General features: G+C 61.2%; 15 protein-coding genes. 2 read left to right on the top strand and 13 right to left on the bottom strand.

All coding sequences use genetic code 11. The features are described from left to right. Positions 1–625: 625 nt before the first annotated feature. The 6 genes from AC6JBC_RS05670 to recO form a co-directional block, all read right to left on the bottom strand. Positions 626–1,189: a tetratricopeptide repeat protein gene (locus AC6JBC_RS05670; protein WP_498025858.1), complete on the bottom strand. Its 564-nt coding sequence runs from the start codon at positions 1,187–1,189 to the stop codon at positions 626–628. Between the two features lie 62 nt (positions 1,190–1,251). Continuing rightward, positions 1,252–2,043, bottom strand: coding sequence for a LysR family transcriptional regulator (locus AC6JBC_RS05665; RefSeq protein WP_464788416.1), 792 nt, complete (start codon positions 2,041–2,043; stop codon positions 1,252–1,254). Further along, positions 2,040–2,438 carry a Co2+/Mg2+ efflux facilitator ApaG/CorD gene (gene apaG / locus AC6JBC_RS05660; protein WP_464788415.1) on the bottom strand — a complete coding sequence of 133 codons (399 nt, stop codon included), beginning with the start codon at positions 2,436–2,438 and terminating at the stop codon, positions 2,040–2,042. The genes AC6JBC_RS05665 and apaG overlap by 4 nt, the downstream gene beginning before the upstream one ends. A 33-nt stretch (positions 2,439–2,471) precedes the next feature. Then, complete coding sequence (metZ, locus tag AC6JBC_RS05655; protein ID WP_498025857.1) at positions 2,472–3,680, bottom strand: O-succinylhomoserine sulfhydrylase; 1,209 nt, start codon at positions 3,678–3,680, stop codon at positions 2,472–2,474. A gap of 10 nt (positions 3,681–3,690) precedes the next feature. Beyond that, complete coding sequence (leuB, locus tag AC6JBC_RS05650) at positions 3,691–4,737, bottom strand: 3-isopropylmalate dehydrogenase (RefSeq protein ID WP_498025856.1); 1,047 nt, start codon at positions 4,735–4,737, stop codon at positions 3,691–3,693. 52 nt (positions 4,738–4,789) lie between these two features. Beyond that, positions 4,790–5,524, bottom strand: coding sequence for a DNA repair protein RecO (recO, locus tag AC6JBC_RS05645; RefSeq protein WP_498025855.1), 735 nt, complete (start codon positions 5,522–5,524; stop codon positions 4,790–4,792). 130 nt (positions 5,525–5,654) lie between these two features. On the opposite strand from recO, the gene AC6JBC_RS05640 reads away from it, so the two are divergent. Then, positions 5,655–7,364: a sensor histidine kinase gene (locus AC6JBC_RS05640; RefSeq protein WP_498025854.1), complete on the top strand. Its 1,710-nt coding sequence runs from the start codon at positions 5,655–5,657 to the stop codon at positions 7,362–7,364. Further along, entirely contained in the window at positions 7,361–8,017 is a 657-nt protein-coding gene (locus AC6JBC_RS05635; RefSeq protein ID WP_464788410.1) for a response regulator, read from the top strand. Before AC6JBC_RS05640 ends, AC6JBC_RS05635 begins: the two co-directional genes overlap by 4 nt. Before the next feature lie 91 nt (positions 8,018–8,108). Here the strand turns inward: AC6JBC_RS05635 and AC6JBC_RS05630 are convergent, their stop codons facing one another. The 7 genes from AC6JBC_RS05630 to nuoL are packed head-to-tail and all read right to left on the bottom strand — an operon-like array spanning position 8,109 to position 16,582. After that, complete coding sequence (locus tag AC6JBC_RS05630; RefSeq protein ID WP_498025853.1) at positions 8,109–8,369, bottom strand: DUF1467 family protein; 261 nt, start codon at positions 8,367–8,369, stop codon at positions 8,109–8,111. An 11-nt stretch (positions 8,370–8,380) separates the two neighbouring features. Further along, positions 8,381–10,018, bottom strand: a complete 1,638-nt coding sequence (locus AC6JBC_RS05625; RefSeq protein WP_498025852.1) for a ribonuclease J — start codon at positions 10,016–10,018, stop codon at positions 8,381–8,383. Further along, positions 10,018–10,797, bottom strand: a complete 780-nt coding sequence (locus AC6JBC_RS05620) for a type III pantothenate kinase (RefSeq protein WP_498025850.1) — start codon at positions 10,795–10,797, stop codon at positions 10,018–10,020. The genes AC6JBC_RS05625 and AC6JBC_RS05620 overlap by 1 nt, the downstream gene beginning before the upstream one ends. 16 nt (positions 10,798–10,813) lie before the next feature. Beyond that, the gene (locus AC6JBC_RS05615) at positions 10,814–11,473 is read right to left on the bottom strand and encodes a biotin--[acetyl-CoA-carboxylase] ligase (RefSeq protein ID WP_498025849.1); all 660 of its coding nucleotides are present in this window, start codon (positions 11,471–11,473) and stop codon (positions 10,814–10,816) included. 44 nt (positions 11,474–11,517) lie between these two features. Beyond that, positions 11,518–12,954, bottom strand: a complete 1,437-nt coding sequence (gene nuoN / locus AC6JBC_RS05610; RefSeq protein ID WP_498025847.1) for an NADH-quinone oxidoreductase subunit NuoN — start codon at positions 12,952–12,954, stop codon at positions 11,518–11,520. Next, a complete protein-coding gene (locus tag AC6JBC_RS05605) occupies positions 12,954–14,528 on the bottom strand; it encodes an NADH-quinone oxidoreductase subunit M (RefSeq protein ID WP_498025845.1) in 1,575 nt (524 codons plus the stop codon). Before AC6JBC_RS05605 ends, nuoN begins: the two co-directional genes overlap by 1 nt. Beyond that, positions 14,528–16,582: an NADH-quinone oxidoreductase subunit L gene (nuoL, locus tag AC6JBC_RS05600; protein WP_498025844.1), complete on the bottom strand. Its 2,055-nt coding sequence runs from the start codon at positions 16,580–16,582 to the stop codon at positions 14,528–14,530. The genes AC6JBC_RS05605 and nuoL overlap by 1 nt, the downstream gene beginning before the upstream one ends. Positions 16,583–16,584 lie beyond the last annotated feature (2 nt).

Below are 16,584 nucleotides of genomic sequence, written 5' to 3'. Positions count from 1 at the left end.
TTCATCGACTCATGGCATTAGCGGATCAGCTATTGCCCATTGTCTGCGATCTTCCGTTGGCAAGGCCTTATTGGCCCTCCCCGCCCCGGATTAATCCTATTGCCTTATACTTCTGACCCGATGAGCGATCATATTAGGCGGGGATAAATAGAGTCACCAAAAATCAACTTTTGTTAACCATTTAAATACGATAGCGGCCGAAAAATAACCCATGCTCTATTACTACAGGTATATGTATTTCACATGCAGTATATCGTTGGTATTATACCCTATATTTAATGCAGGCTAATGATCGGAGTGCTGTCGGGCAACGACTCGGAAGGTATCGCTGAAGCTATGGAGCTACTTCCGGGCGCCCTGGTGGCCAACAATGTCTTGGAAACGATAAGCGGACGGCCAGCCCTTCGGCCAGCCGCCCGCTCATTTTTGCGACCCAACGGAATTATATCCGGTGTCAGCGCCCGCTCCCCCAACTCATGCCAATGCGCGCACTGACCAGACATTGGGGAAATGAACGTCGCCGTCCGATGGTGGCGTGGGGATAGCAGCGGCGGATGGTTTAGCAATTCACCCTAAGGGCTATAATCATCGATATAGTCGGCGAATGGAGGCCGAAACGCGATCGTCAGTTCACCGGAATAACTGGATCGGGCTCAGGCATTTGCGCCGCTATTTTTTCCATGCGCTGCGTGCGCTCGCTGGCGGCGCCTGTTGTCCGGCGAAAAAGATCCAACGCATATCCCACCAACGGCCCAGCCGCGTCCGTCCGTTTGCGCGCCAGATAGAAATCGATCAGGTTTTCCAGCGCCATCTGGCAATTGGGGTCATCTTCGCCCCGCGTGCGCAAATAGCTGTCGAACACTCGGCGGAGCAATTGTTCGGCCTCGCGATGATTGCCCATCCCCTCCAGCAGCAGAGCCAGATCATTGGCCGAAATCAGCGTGCGCGGATCATCAGCCCCGAACAGTTCGTCAGCCAGCGCGAGCGCCTTGCGCGCAGCTTCTGTGCCTTCAGACAATCGTCCGCCTGTGTAAGCGGTCTGCGCTTCCGCCACCAATGATCGCCATTGCTTCTCTCGCGCCTCGGTAACATCGGCAACATAGGGCGCTTGCCCCCATGCGGGAGGCGCCAGGGAAAGCAGCAGCAGCGCACATGCTCGTCCACTATGGTTGAAGCCGCGAAAGGTCATCCGCCTACTCCTCGATGCGCGACGGCCTCGCACCAACGAAAGGCCGGAAGCGAAGCCCCGGTTCAGGAGAGAAGCGCCTCGATCAGCGCCTTCACCTTCTTCTGCCGCCATTGGGGCAGCGGCGCGATCAACCAATAGGCCAGAGCAGACGCCTCCGGCTCCCCAACTTGCCGTACCCTGCCCGCCTCAATATCAGCCTGCGCGAGCAGCAGCGGCACGGTTGCTCGTCCAAAGCCGTTGATCGCGGCTTCAATGGCGAGCCCGGCGTCAGCAACCCGGATCGCCGCCGGTTCGCTCCCTGTTGGACAGCCCGGCCAATCGACGCGATGCGCCGGACTTCCCCCAGCCGCTTCGACAGTGACGAAACTCGCCTCGCCCAGCTTCACCCCTTCATGCTCGCCTGGCCCGTCGGCCAGCCGCAATGCGAGGTCCAGATTAGCCTCCGTGAAATCCAGCGTCTCATCCGCTGCAACCAGAGCGAATTTGAGATCGGGCTGGTTCGCCGCATAGCTGGCGAGGCGCGGTTGCAGCCATTTTGCCGTGACGTCTCGTGGGGCGGCGATAGTCAGCGAAGAACTGGATTGTCCCGCCTGCATGGCGCGCACCGCTTCTTCAAATTCCAGAAAGCCCGCGCGCAAGGCTTCAAGGCCTGCTTCGGTTTCCGGGGTCAGTTCCAGACCCTTCGGCGTGCGGCGAAACAGCACGACGCCCAGCAGATCCTCCAGCGCCCGGATCTGCTGGCCAACGGCTGCCGGTGTCACCGCCAGCTCATCAGCAGCCCGAGTAAAGGAAAGGTGTCGCGCAGCCGCATCCAGCACGCGCAGACCGTTCAACGGCAAATGCGTACGCTTCATTCGGCAATCGCCGGGGCTACGAGCGCGAAATGAGGGATAGCGATGTCGAACGTCTCCCCGCTGGCGCCGATCATATGATAATGCCCGCGCATCGATCCTGTCGGCGTATTGAGGGGGCAACCCGAAACATAGTCATAACTTTTCCCCGGCTGCACCACCGGCTGCTCGCCCACGACGCCATCACCGTCCACACGATGCTGTGCGCCGCGCCCATCAGTGATTACCCAATGGCGCGTCAGCAACTGCACGGGCTGATCCCCGCTATTTTCGATACGGATATGATAGGCCCAAAACCAGCGCCCGCGGTCAGGCTCTGACTGTTCCGGCAGGAACGTAACGGCAACATGCACGTTGATATCACGTGTGGTCGCATGAAAGGGAAAGAGCGCGTTCACGTTAAAAGAAATGCGCCTTTCCCCCTGCTTTCGTCAACGGCCTATCGACTTCAGAGCGCGATCAAGATCCTCGATCACATCATCCGCATCTTCAAGGCCGACATTCAGCCGCAGCATATCCTCGGTGATGCCCACTTCCAGCCGTGCCTCTTCGGCCATGCCGAAATGCGTCGTCGAAGCGGGATGGGTCATCAGCGACCGGGAATCCCCGATATTGTTGCTGATATCGACCAACTCCAGCCCGTTAAGCAGGCCATGGGCCTCTTTCCGTCCACCGCCGACATAAAGCGAGAATATAGGCCCGGCCATCTCCATCTGCTTTGCTGCCAGAGCATATTGCGGATGGCTTTCCAGCCCCGGATAAAGGACCTTCGCCACCCGGCCCTCCAGAAACTTCGCTACCTTAAGGGCGTTCTCGCTCTGACGGCGGATGCGCAGGTCCAGCGTCTCCAACCCCTTCAGCACCACCCAGGCGTTGAACGCGCTCAGCGTCGGCCCGGTGTTGCGGTGGAACGGCAGCAGTGTGTTGATGATGAAATCCTCGGTGCCGCATATCGCACCGGCCAGGACACGGCCTTGCCCGTCCATCATCTTGGTCGCGCTATAGGCGACCACATCTGCTCCGAATTCCATCGGCCGCTGAAGCGCTGGCGTGGCGAAGGCATTGTCGATGACGCTCGTGATGCCGTGCTTCTTGGCGATGCCGCACACCGCCTCCAGGTCCACGACATCCATAGTGGGGTTGGCGGGCGTCTCGAAGAAGAACACCTTGGTATTGGGCCGCACCGCCGCTTCCCAGGCAGCATTGTCGGTTGCATCGACGGTGGTCGTCTCGATCCCGAACTTGGGCAGCAGCGTGTCTGTCAGCCAGCGGCATGACCCGAACAGCGCCTTCCCAGCCACGACATGGTCACCCGCCGACAACTGACACAGCAGCGCCGCCGTCATCGCCGCCATGCCGGTGGCCGTCGCACGGCAGGCTTCAGCGCCTTCCAGCAGCGCGATGCGCTTTTCCAGCATCTCGACCGTCGGGTTTTGCAGGCGGCTGTAGGTCATGCCCTGCTGCTCGCCCGCGAAGCGCGCCGCCGCGTCTTCGGCACGGTCGTAGCAATAGCCGCTGGTCAGAAACAGCGCTTCGGACGTTTCGCCCCACTCGCTGCGCGCGCTGCCGCCCCGCACCGCAAGCGTAGCAGGCCGCCAGTTCTTGGTGATCGCCGGGTCCTGCCCGCTCCTGCGCTTCATCGCTTCTTCCTTACTTCAAAGCCGCCAGTACCGCGTCGCCCACCTCGACCGTAGTCATGTTTCCGCCAAGGTCAGGGCTGCGAGCGCCATTGGCAAGCGCCTTGGCAACCGCAGCCTCGATCCGGTCGGCCTGTTCCGGCATGCCCAGCGAGTAACGCAGCATCATCCCGGCCGACAGGACCGTTGCCAGCGGATTGGCCTTGCCCTGCCCGGCGATGTCGGGGGCCGATCCATGGATCGGCTCGTACAGGCCCTGCTTGCTGTCGTTGAGGGTCGCCGAAGCCAGCATGCCGATTGATCCGACGCACATGCTCGCCTGATCCGACAGGATATCGCCAAACATGTTGCCGGTGACAATCACATCGAACTGGCCCGGATCGCGCACCAGCTGCATCGCGGCATTGTCCACATACATGTGAGACAGGGCAACGTCGGGATATTCGGCCGAAACTTCGATCATCACGTCACGCCACAGCTGGCTGGTTTCCAGAACATTGGCCTTGTCCACCGAGCAGAGCTTGCCCCGGCGGGCACGCGCAGCCTGGAAGCCCTGATGCGCGATCTTGCGCACCTCCTCTTCATTATAGGACATGACGTCATAGCCTTCGCGCAGGCCGTCCGCCGTCTTGCGCATGCCCTTTTCGCCGAAATAGACGTCGCCATTGGTTTCACGCACGATCAGCAGGTCGATGGCGCTCGCCACCTCCTTCTTCAGGGCAGAAGCATCGGCCAACTCCGGAAAGACCTTCGCGGGACGCAGGTTAGAAAACAGCCCCAGCGCCTTGCGCAGCCCAAGGATCGCCTGCTCCGGCCGCAAGTGCCGCTCCAGCGAGTCGCAATCGGGATCACCGACAGCGCCAAACAGGATGGCGTCCGCGCGGCGGGCTATGTCCAGCGTCTCGGGCGGCAACGGGTGGCCCACGGCCTTGTAAGCCGCACCGCCAACCAGCCCTTGCTCATAAGTCAGGCCATCAATCGCCAAGGCGTCGAGCACGCGCCGTGCCTGCGCAATGATCTCTGGGCCGATACCATCTCCGGGGAACAGGGCGATCAACATGGCGCGAAAACTCCTTCAATGTCGTGGCCGCCCCTTATGAAGCCACCGCGCCTCACGCAACCGCTCTTTTCAACCTGTCGACCAGCCTTTCGCGCGCGGCCAGCGCGTCCGCCCTCCAATCGGTCAGCACGGACCGTTCCAGAAAAAAGCCGGTTAGCCGTAATCCGTCCAATATGCCGGGCCAGTCGCCGCTGCCTCCCTCCAGCAGAAAAGGCGGTAGCGGCAGCAACCGACTCTCATATCCCGCAGCACCCGCCCTGCTGACCGCCGCTGCGCTGCGCGGGCTGACAAAGGCCAGGTCTTCGGCCCCACCCGTCGCTGCGCACCGGCCGAAATCGAGGCCGAAGCCCAGTTCCGCCAACAACAACAGTTCGTATCGCACCAGCGCCGCCGCCCATCCCCGCGCGGCTGGCGCCGCATCGATCGCGCCCAGCACGCCATCCATAGCCTGATAGAGTGTCGGATATGGCGTCCCTTCCGGTAGAGCCGCCGCCGTCAGCGCGCAGACCCAGTCGATCGCCGCGGCGGGCAAGGGCTCGGATAACAAAGGTGCCCGGCTATGCTCCATTTCAACGGTCAGCCCGGCAAGCTGCTCTTCGGTGCGGGCACGGAACTCCGCCTTTACGCTATTTCCGGGGAGGAGCACCGGCCGCAAGGCGCGGGATCGGCCTCCACGCACGTAGCCCGCCAACAGCCCATGGTCCGGCGTCAGAAGGCGCGCGATCGCTCCATGTTCGCCATGGGAACGGACCCCGCAAACCAGGGCAGGAGTGATCAGCACGGCCATGCGTCATCCTTAACTGTGCAAAGCCCGTCGCGCCACTGCTGGGGACGCCCCAGATGGCGGGTCGATATAGGTTGTTTCTGTTGCCCGCCTGTGGTGAAACATCCTGGTGGGAGTCGGGGGACAAGCCACCATGTTGAATATGCCCAAGGCGTCATCTTCCGCGATGGACCGCCTGGTGCTTTGGTTGGGTCGATCGCCGACGCTGGGTTTTGCCGTATCCCGCGTCGCCTTTGCCGTTGCCGCCACGTGGCAGATCGGCGCGATGTTCAACGACGAACCTGACTTCGCCCGCACCATCGCACTTTTGCAAGGTGGCGTCTGGCTCTGGACCCTGTTCGGCATTGTGCAGCATATGCTGGCGCCGCCGCTGGGCTTGCTGCTCCGGCCTCTGTCACTGATCCTGGACGCGATCATATTCCTGACGGTGATCGCCCTATGCCAGCCTTTGCAGATAGCAGCCCTCGCCTGCCTGTTCTTCGTTGCCTGGTCGGCGTCGGAGCGCTTTGGCCGTGGTTCGATAATCGTCCTTGCCCTTTGCCTCGTTCTCGCTTTCCTGGCGCGGGGTTCCTACGAAAGCTGGGCTGCCGAACGCCATGTGGCAGAGGTGGACCGGGCGATCGACGGGATCACGGTCATCATCGGCTGCACCATCGCCGCAGCGATGCTCAGTATGTCGATCCTGGAAAGGCGGCTGATCGATTGGTCGGAACGATTGCAGGCCGTCGGGCTGTCTTTCCAAAAATCTCTTCCGCGCTTCGTGGTGGAGCAAATATCGGAACTGATGGCGGCCCGCTATTGCGCTCTCGTCTGGCAGATGGACGATGGCCCCATCAACTGCGAGCTTATCAATGGCGACGGCGTCCATGCCATCAGCCTGCCGCAGCCGCAGGTGGAAGCATTGCTGGGCATCGCACCACCGGAAGTGCCCTTTCTCTATTCCGGTCAATCGAGCCGCCTGTTATTGCGCAATCGCCTCGGCATCACGCGAAATGAAAAGGCGTCTCACCTGACGGAAGCGATATCCGACCTGCTGGGCGCAGGTCAGGGTTTGAGCTTTCAGGTTCAGGCCGGTGAGCTGCGCGGCCGCATTTTCGTCGGCACGCGCCATGGCTGGTCGCCTGCCGCCCTGCTCCGCGCGCTCCGCATCCAGGAGGGGCTCGAACTCTTCCTCGAAAGGCATTTTTTCCTGCTCGCCTGGCGCGATCGAACTTTTTCCGAAGCGCGGCTCGCGCTCAGCCGCGATCTGCACGACAGCGTTCTTCAGACCCTTGCCGCCCTTCGCGTCCGACTTGTGACGGCACAGCATGGGCTTGCCGCTATCGATGCCCCGCATCACCTGGCCGAACTCCATGCAATGGAAGAACTCGTCACCGCCGAACAGGCTCATCTGCGCCGCCTGCTCAATGTGACCGGGACCAGCCCGGACGATGTCGATCTGGTCCGCGATGTCGAAAGCTGCTGCCGCTTCATTGCCCTGCAATGGGGAATTGAGTGTCGGCTGAACCCGGTAGACCATCCCATGATGGTCACGTCCGAAACGGCAGCGGAAGTGGAGTTCCTGCTCCGGGAGGCTACCGCCAACGCCGTAAAGCACGCCGCCGCCCAGCATATTACCGTCTCACTTGCTCAGGCCGACGATGAGATAATGATCGCGCTCAAGGACAATCCGGGCGACCGGGGGATCGAGCAGCAAAGCTATACCGGCGACTTCGAATTGCAATCGCAGTCCATCATGAAACGGTTGGGCAAGATCGGCGGCACCGCCTATTTCCACAACTTAAGCATGAATTCATTAATTTCGATTAGATTACCTTCATCCTTGCCGAGGTCCCCAATATGATGGCTCAGATTGCGATAGTCGACGACCACCCCATCTTCCTTGATGGCATGGCGCAGTTTCTGAGCTCGCACGGGCATGACGTCGTCTTCTGCGCGCGTTCTGTCAGTGAAGCCATCTCCCGCCTCCAGAATGATCAGCCGGACCTGCTGATCCTGGATGTGAGCATGAAGGACGGTGGCGGCCTCGCGATCCTGTCTGCCATCCGCGACAGCGGCAGCAACGTTCCCGTGATCTTCATGACGGTCCACATTCGCCCTGACCAGACGCTGGAGGCGATAAAGCTCGGTGTGGATGGCGTGGTCCTGAAGGATAGCGATCCCAACGAACTGCTATCCTGCATCACGCAGGTTCTGGGCGGCAACAAAAGCATTGCGCCCGCCGTGATGGAACAGGCGCTTGTGCACAGCATCTCGGCCCCGCCCAACGACAACAACGCGCTTTCCAGCCTGACCGACAGGGAAATGGAGATCGCCGGATTTATCCGGGCCGGCCTCCGCAATCGCGAAATCGCCGCGCGGTGCGGCCTGACCGAAGGAACGGTCAAGGTGCACCTGCACAGCATCTTTCAGAAGCTCGGCATCAAATCCCGGTCGGAACTGATCATCATGATGTTGTCGATGGACAGCGCTATACCGGCGGTCGGCCTGCACTGAGCAGATCAGCTATCCGCACAACTCAGCCCGTGTCCGGGCTGAGCTTGTCGAAGCCCGCGACCGCCTCGGAGCGAACACTATCCTACGGCCATCATGAAGGATGCGTCAGCCGCTCCAGCGTGACCCAGCCCTCGACATAATTGGCATAATATAGCCCGAACAACAGCGCCGACAGGACCGTCGCACGTAACGCAACGATGCCGGGCCGGAAGTTGCTGGGCGCGCTGTCAGCCTGCCCTTTCAGCATCACCTCACCCGTTTGGTCGGGCGTCCGGATGCCGAAAGGCAGAACGATGAACGCGCTGATCACCCAGAACAGCACATAAATAGCCAGGATTGCGTACCAGTTCATGATGCGGAGCCTTAGGCGCGAATGAGCAGAACGTCCACCACCGGCTTCTTGCCCGTCCAGCGCGTGGCCGTCCGCCGCACCGCCAGCCGTACCCGCTCGCGCAACGCCTCTTCCTCTAGCGGCCCCTTCGACACAGCCTGCGCCGCCTCGTCAGCCGCCTCCGCCAAGAACGCTTCCTTATCCTCTTCCACCGGCACGCCTTGGGTACGCAATGCGGGCTCACCCATCAGCTTGCCCTTGCGATCGAGCGCAACCGCCACGCTGATCTGCCCATGCAGCGCGACCTTGCGGCGCTCGTTCATCGTGGAACCGTCCGCAGGCAGTATCACATCGCCATCCAGAACGAGCCGCCCCGTGGCCTCATGCCCGATGATCTCGGGACCATTGGGGGCCAGCCTCAGCAAATCGCCATTGGACTGCACAACGGCGCTGGGGACACCGCTGGCCAGACCGAGCCGCGCTTGCTCCGCCATGTGCCGTCGCTCGCCATGGACGGGCAGCAAAATTTGCGGCCGCACCCAGCGATACATGGCTTCAAGTTCGGGCCGCCCCGGATGGCCCGACACATGGACCTCGGCCTGGCGATCCGTCACCATCAGCACACCCTTGGTCGCCAGGGCATTTTGAATACGCCCAATCGCGATCTCGTTACCCGGTATCTGCTTGGACGAGAAAACCACCAGGTCGCCAGTGTCCAGCTTGATCGGATGACTGTCGAAAGCAACGCGAGACAAGGCGGCACGCGCTTCACCCTGCCCGCCCGTGGCGATGATCATCACCTCGTTGCGGGGCAGCGCCATCGCGTCATCCCAATCGACCGTCCGTGGGAAGTCTTTGAGATATCCTGCTGCCTTAGCGGTCGAGATGATCCGGTCCAGCGATCGCCCGGCAACGCACAGCTTGCGTCCCACCGCATTCGCCACTTCGCCGAGCGTCTGCAAACGCGCCGCGTTGGAGGCGAAAGTGGTAACAAGCACCCGCCCCTTCGCGCCGGTGATCGTCTGCATCAGCCCTTCGCGCACATCGGCTTCGGAGCCGCTCGCCTCGGAATTGAAAACATTCGTACTGTCGCAAACAAGCGCCAGCACCCCCTCATCACCGATCGCGGTCAGCTCCTCGGGGGTCGAAGGCTGGCCCAGCAATGGCTTCTCATCGATCTTCCAGTCGCCCGTGTGGAAAACACGTCCGTAAGGCGTGTCGATCAGCACGGCATTGCCCTCGGGAATCGAATGAGCCAGCGGCACATAGCGGAAGCCAAATGGCCCCAGCGCGAAGCTGCCTTCATTGTCGATCACATTCAGCTCGACCTCTTTGGTCAGCCCTTCTTCCTCCAACTTCAGCCTGATGAGGCCCGCCGTAAACGGCGTCGCATATAGCGGCACGCCAAGGTCAGCGGCCAGATAGGGGATGGCCCCGATATGATCTTCATGCCCATGGGTGAGCACGATGCCCAGCAGGTCGTCGCGACGCTCTTCGATGAAGGACAGATCGGGCAGCACCAGATCAACGCCCGGATAAGCCGGGTCGGCAAAGGTCAGGCCAAGATCGACCATCACCCACTTGCCCTGGCAGCCATAGAGATTGACGTTCATGCCAATCTCTCCCGACCCGCCCAGGGCCAGGAAGAGCAGCTCGTCTTTAGGTATCATCAGTTCTTCAAACTCCGTTCGTGCAACAGCGCGAGACCCAAAATGGTCAGGTCCGGCGCGATCGCATCGAAAATTTCACTATTTTCATCAAACAGGACAGCAAGGCCGCCTGTCGAAATTACTTTGGCTGGGCGGCCAATCTCCGCCCGCGTCCGGGCAACCAGCCCTTCCATCATCGCGACATAGCCCCAGAACACACCGATATGCATCTGCGCTTCCGTCGTGCGACCGATAACCGAACGGTTCTCCGGTGGCGCAATGGCAATCTTTGGAAGCTTGGCAGCGGCCGCGACCAATGCATCGAGCGACAGGTTGATACCCGGCGCAATGATGCCACCTTTGTACGTCCCCTGATAATCGATGACGTCGAAGGTGGTCGCGGTTCCAAAATCGATGACGATCAAATCGCCTTCGTACAAATGGTGGGCGGCAATGGCGTTTACAACCCGGTCGGCACCCACGGAAGCGGGCTCCGCCACGTCCAGTTCAATGCCCCATTCAACCGGGGCCTGACCCGCGACAAGCGCAGTGGTCTTGAAATATTTCTCCGCCAGCACCTGAAGATTATGCAGCGCGCGGGGAACAACGGTGGCGATGATCACCGCATCGACATCCGCAAGGGCATAGCCTTCCAGCATCAGCAACTGGTTCAGCCACACGGCATATTCATCCGCCGTCCGGCGCGGATCAGTCGCGATCCGCCAACGGGCGCGAATCTCCCGCCCTTCAAGCAGTGCGAAAACCACATTGGTATTGCCCGCGTCGATCGCGAGAAGCATGGCCCGTCCCCGGATATCAGATGAGAAGGATGTCGCCCGCATGAATGGCACGGGTATCGCCATTCGCCAAGCGGAGGATCAGCATGCCCTGCTGGTCAAGCGTATCGAATGTGCCTTCCACAGTCTCGCCGTCAGGCTGCACAACCCGCATCGCGGTGCCGCTGGCATGCGCATTGAGCAGCCAATGAGCCCGCACCGGATCCAACCCCTGCGCGCGCCAGATCGCCAGCCAATGGGCGAACAGCTCGGCCAATCTCTCGATCAAGGCACTCGCCTGCGCGTCCGCCGCCCCCTGTGCCGCCAAACTGGTGACAGGCCGGTCCAGCCCTTCCGGATGGCCGACTACATTGATACCGATCCCCACGACGATGGAATCTCCGGCGCGTTCGAGCAGGATGCCAGCGATCTTCGCGCCATCGACCAGAACATCATTGGGCCATTTGATCCGCGCTTGCCCCTCGCACAGAGGGGCTACCAGCGCATGAACGGTATTTGCGGCAACCAGAGCCAGCAGATGCGGCGGCGGATCACCGGCGCGCAGGCGCACCAGCGTGGAACAATAAAGATTGCCAGCAGGACTTTCCCAGGCCCGCCCCATACGGCCGCGCCCCCCCGTCTGCCGACCGGCGCGTAACCACGTCCCTTCGGCGATGCCCTGATCCGCCAACGCCAGCATGTCGGCGTTGGTTGATCCGGTCTCTTCGACGAAGCGGATGTCGCTCAGAACAGCGACGCCGCAGCCGCCGCGCTTGCCTTGTCCAGCACGGGGTTCAACAGATATCCGACGACGATCACAGCCGCGCAGGCGGTCAGAATGATATTCTCAACAGCCCCGCCCCGCGCTTCATAAGCTGCGGCAGGCTCATCGAAATACATCGTCTTGATGATCTTGAGATAATAGAATGCGCCAATTACCGAAGCCGCGATACCGAACGCCGCCAGCGCGGTCAGCCCCGCAGCCACCGCCGCATCGAACACCAGGAACTTCGCCCAGAAACCGAACAGCGGCGGGATACCGGCCATGGAGAACATGAAGATCGCCAGCGCTGCGGCCAGCCCCTTGCGCGACTGCGACAGACCCGCAAGGCTCGCAATGCTCTCCACTGGACGCCCTTCGGCATCCCGCATCTGCAGGATGCAGGCAAAGCCACCAATGGTCATGACGACATAGATCGCCATATAGCTCATCGTCGCTGCCACACCCGCTGGGGTAGCGGCCGCAAGGCCGATCAGCGCGAAGCCCACATTGTTGATCGACGAATAGGCCATCAGCCGCTTGATGTTCGTCTGGCCGATCGCCGCCACCGCGCCGAAGATGATCGAAGCCAGCGCCACGAAGATAACGATCTGCTGCCAGTCAAGCCCGGCGGGACCCAGCGCCTCGATCGCGACACGCACGGTCAAAGCCATCGCCGCAACCTTGGGCGCGCTGCCGAAGAAGGTCGTAACCGGCGTCGGCGCGCCTTCGTAAACGTCGGGCGTCCACATATGGAACGGCACAGCGCTCATCTTGAAGGCAAGACCGGCCAGCAGGAACACCATGCCGAACAGTTCGCCCTTGCCCACGCCATCACCCAACGCGACGGCGATGCCATCAAAGCTCGTGCTGCCGGTAAAGCCGTAAAGCAGCGCCGTGCCATAGAGCAGGATACCGCTCGCCAGCGACCCGAGCACGAAATATTTAAGGCCCGCTTCGGAAGACCGCTCATCCTGACGCATGAAGCTCGCCAGCACATAGGCGGCCAGGCTCTGCATCTCCAATCCGACGTAAAGGGTCAGCAAATCACCGGCCGACACCATCATGCCCATGCCAATGCTGCTGAACAGGATCAGAATGGGATATTCCGGCCGCAACGCGCCATCGACGAGGAAGTAGCGCGGCGCCAACAAGATTGCGGCACCGGCCGAACCATAAATGAGCGCCTTGGCGAAAACCGAAAACGCATCGGCACGCACCAGCCCGTCAAAGGCGAGTGGCCCATGCGCCAGGGAAACCGGCAGCATCAAACCCGCAACGAGCAGCGTTAGCACCGACAGCCAGTTGACGGCACGCGCGGTCCCGTCACCGCCAAAAGCGGCGATCAGCAGGAGGACCAGCCCACCCGCCGTAAGGACAAGCTCCGGCAGAACGGCAAGAAGGGAAGCGGAATCAATCATCAGTGCGCCTCCCCCGACGCTTTTTCATGGGACATTGCACTATGGTCTTCGCCGTGATGAGCCGTCGCCGACACGACAGCGGGACCCATCTTGATCCTGGAATCGCCCGCTGGAGCCGCAGAGGCAATGCGGGCTTCCAGCGCACGAATGTCAGACCGCATCGGCGCCAGGAAGCTTTCGGGATAGATGCCCATCCACAGCACGGCAGCCGCGATCGGCGCCAGCAGCCACATTTCCCGCATCGACAGGTCGGGCATCGCCGCTGCATCGGCATTCTTCTGTTCGCCATAAGCAATGCGGCGGTAGAGATAGAGCATATAGGCCGCGCCCAAAATAATGCCCGTCGTGCAGACCAGCGCCACCCAGCTCGACGCCTGATAGATACCCATCAGCGCCAGGAACTCACCCACGAAGTTGCTCGTGCCCGGCAGGCCAACCGACGCCATGGTGAACAGCAGGAACAGCACCGCATATTTCGGCATGTTGATGCTAAGGCCGCCGTAGCGCGAAATCTCACGGGTATGCAGACGGTCGTAGATGACACCGACACACAGGAACAGCGCACCCGAAACCAGGCCATGACCCAGCATCACCATCATCGCGCCTTCGATGCCCGCCTGATTAAATGCGAACAGGCCGACCGTCACGATCGCCATATGCGCGACCGAGGAATAGGCGATCAGCTTCTTCATGTCGGTCTGCACCAGCGCGACGAGGCTGGTGTAAACCACCGCCACCATCGACAGACCCCAGACCAGCCAGGCCAGCTGCGCTGAAGCTTCCGGGAACATCGGCAGCGAGAAACGGATGAAGCCGTAGCCACCCATCTTCAGCAACACGCCCGCCAGAATGACCGAACCGGCCGTCGGCGCCTGCACGTGGGCATCCGGCAACCAGGTGTGAACCGGCCACATCGGCATCTTGACGGCAAAGCTCGCGAAGAAGGCCAGGAACAGCCAGGTCTGCACATGCGGATCGAAATTATAGGCCATCAGCGTCGGGATGTCGGTGGTGCCCGCGTCGTGCACCATCCACATCATCGCGATCAGCATCAGCACCGATCCGAGCAGCGTATAGAGGAAGAACTTGTAGCTCGCGTAGATGCGATCCGCGCCACCCCAGATGCCGATGATGAGGTACATCGGGATCAGGCCAGCTTCGAACATCACGTAGAAGAGGTACAGATCCTGCGCCGTGAAGACGCCGATCATCAGCACCTCCATGAACAGGAAGGCCGCCATATATTCGCCGACGCGCTTCTCGATCGCCTGCCAGCTCGCCCCGATGCAGATCGGCATCAGGAAAACGGTCAGCATGATCAGCACCAGCGCGATGCCGTCGATCCCCAGCGCCCAGGCAAAGCGGCCGAAGATCGGCGCATATTCCTGAAACTGCCACTGCGCGGCGCCGCCCGACTGGTCGAAATTCGACCAGAGCAGGACGCCGAGCGCCAGATCGACGAGTGTCGCTAGCAGTGCGATCCAGCGCGCCTGATTGGCGCCCGCGTAGAGACAGGCGATGGCCCCTGCCATCGGCACTGCCATCATCAGGGAAAGGATGGGGAAGCCGTCCATTATCGTGTCATCGCCCAGGTTGCGGCCGCGGCGAGGCCGATCAGCATCACCAGCGCGTATGTGTAGAGGTAGCCGGACTGAAGCCGACGGGTGACTTTATTGCCCTGCACGACCAGGGCGGCGAGCCCATTGGGGCCGAAGCGGTCGATGAAGCCGACATCACCGAACTTCCAGAAGAAGCGGCCGATGGCGAAGGCAGGCTTTACGAACAGGAAGTGATACAGCTCGTCAAAATACCATTTGTTGAGCAGGAATTGGTACAGCACCCCGAACTCGGCAACAAAGCGGCGCGGCCAATCGGTATTCTTGATGTAGCTAAGCCACGCAATGACGAAGCCGGTCAGCATCACCGTGAACGGCGCGAACTTGACCCAGTTGGGCACCTCGTGGCTCGCATGCATCAGGTGACTGTCGAACGAAAGGGCGCCCTTCCAGAACTCGACGCCGCCCTCGGGGCCAATGAACTGGTCGTGGAAGAGGAAGCCAGCGAATACCGCGCCCAGGCTCAGCACCACCAGCGGCACGAGCATGACCCACGGGCTTTCATGCGGATGATATCCGCCGGTCCCGCCATGCGTCGCATGCGCGTCACTTTCGTGCCCGTGCGTCGCGTGATCGTCATGTGAGGTCTCTTCATCCGGCGATTCATGATGACCGTGAATGGCGTGCTGGATATGCTCCGAAGCGGCCCAGCGCGGTTTGCCGAAGAAAGTGAGGAACACCAGGCGCCAGCTGTAGAAGCTGGTGAGAAGCGCCGCGAACACGCCGACCAGAAACGCGCCGGTGCCATACCCCCCCGCTGCGAAGGCTGACTCCAGGATCGAATCCTTGGAGTAGAAACCCGCAAAGCCAATGCCAGCTAGCGGCAGTCCGACGCCGGTAATGGCGAGCGTGCCCAGCGTCATTGTCCAGAAGGTGATCGGGATCTCCTTCCGCAACGCGCCGTAATAGCGCATGTCCTGCTCATGATGCATCGCGTGGATCACCGATCCAGCGCCCAGGAACAGCAGCGCCTTAAAGAAGGCGTGGGTGAAAAGGTGGAACATCGCCGCGCCATAAGCGCCAACGCCCGCCGCAAAGAACATATAACCCAGTTGCGAACAGGTCGAATAGGCGATGACGCGCTTGATATCGTTCTGCACCGTACCGACCGTCGCCGCGAACAGGCAGGTGGCGGCGCCGATGAAGGTGACGAAGCCCAGCGCCGTCGGCGAGGTTTCGAACATCGGCGACAGGCGACAAACCATGAACACGCCCGCGGTCACCATGGTCGCAGCATGGATCAGCGCCGACACCGGGGTCGGGCCTTCCATCGCATCCGGTAGCCAAGTGTGGAGGCCAAGCTGCGCCGACTTGCCCATCGCGCCCACGAACAGAAGCAGGCAGAGTACCGTCATCGTGTCGAAACGATGGCCGAGGAATCCGATCGTCGAACCGGCCATCGACGGCGCGGCGGCGAGAATTTCCGGTATCGATATGGTGTTGAACACCAGATAGGTGCCAAAGATACCCAGCATAAAGCCAAGGTCGCCGACGCGGTTAACGACGAACGCCTTGATCGCGGCCGCGTTCGCGCTCGGTTTACGGAACCAGAAGCCAATCAACAGATAGGAGGCAAGACCGACGCCTTCCCAGCCAAAGAACATCTGCAACAGATTGTTGGCCGTCACGAGCATCAGCATCGCGAAGGTGAAAAGCGAGAGATAGGCGAAGAAGCGCGGCTGATCCGGCTCCTCCTCCATATAGCCCCAGCTATAGAGGTGGACGAGGCTCGACACGCTGGTGATGACCACCAGCATGACCGCCGTCATCGCATCGACACGGAGCGCCCATTGCGCGTCAAAGCTGCCCGACTGAATCCAGGTAAAGGCAGGCGCCACATAGGATTCCGCGTGCCCGGTCAGGAAGGCGATGAAGATCGGCCAGCTAAGCGCGCAGGAAACGAAGAGCGCGCCGGTAGTGATGATCTTCGCAGGCAGCTTACCCAGTGCCTTGTTGCCAAGGCCCGCGATGACAGCCGCGATGAGCGGAAGAAGGACGATAAGCTGGATCATCG

Source organism: Sphingobium sp. RC1, assembly GCF_059738765.1.
Note: the sequence above shows the minus strand (reverse complement) of the source record. Positions and strands in the feature narration are given on the sequence as shown.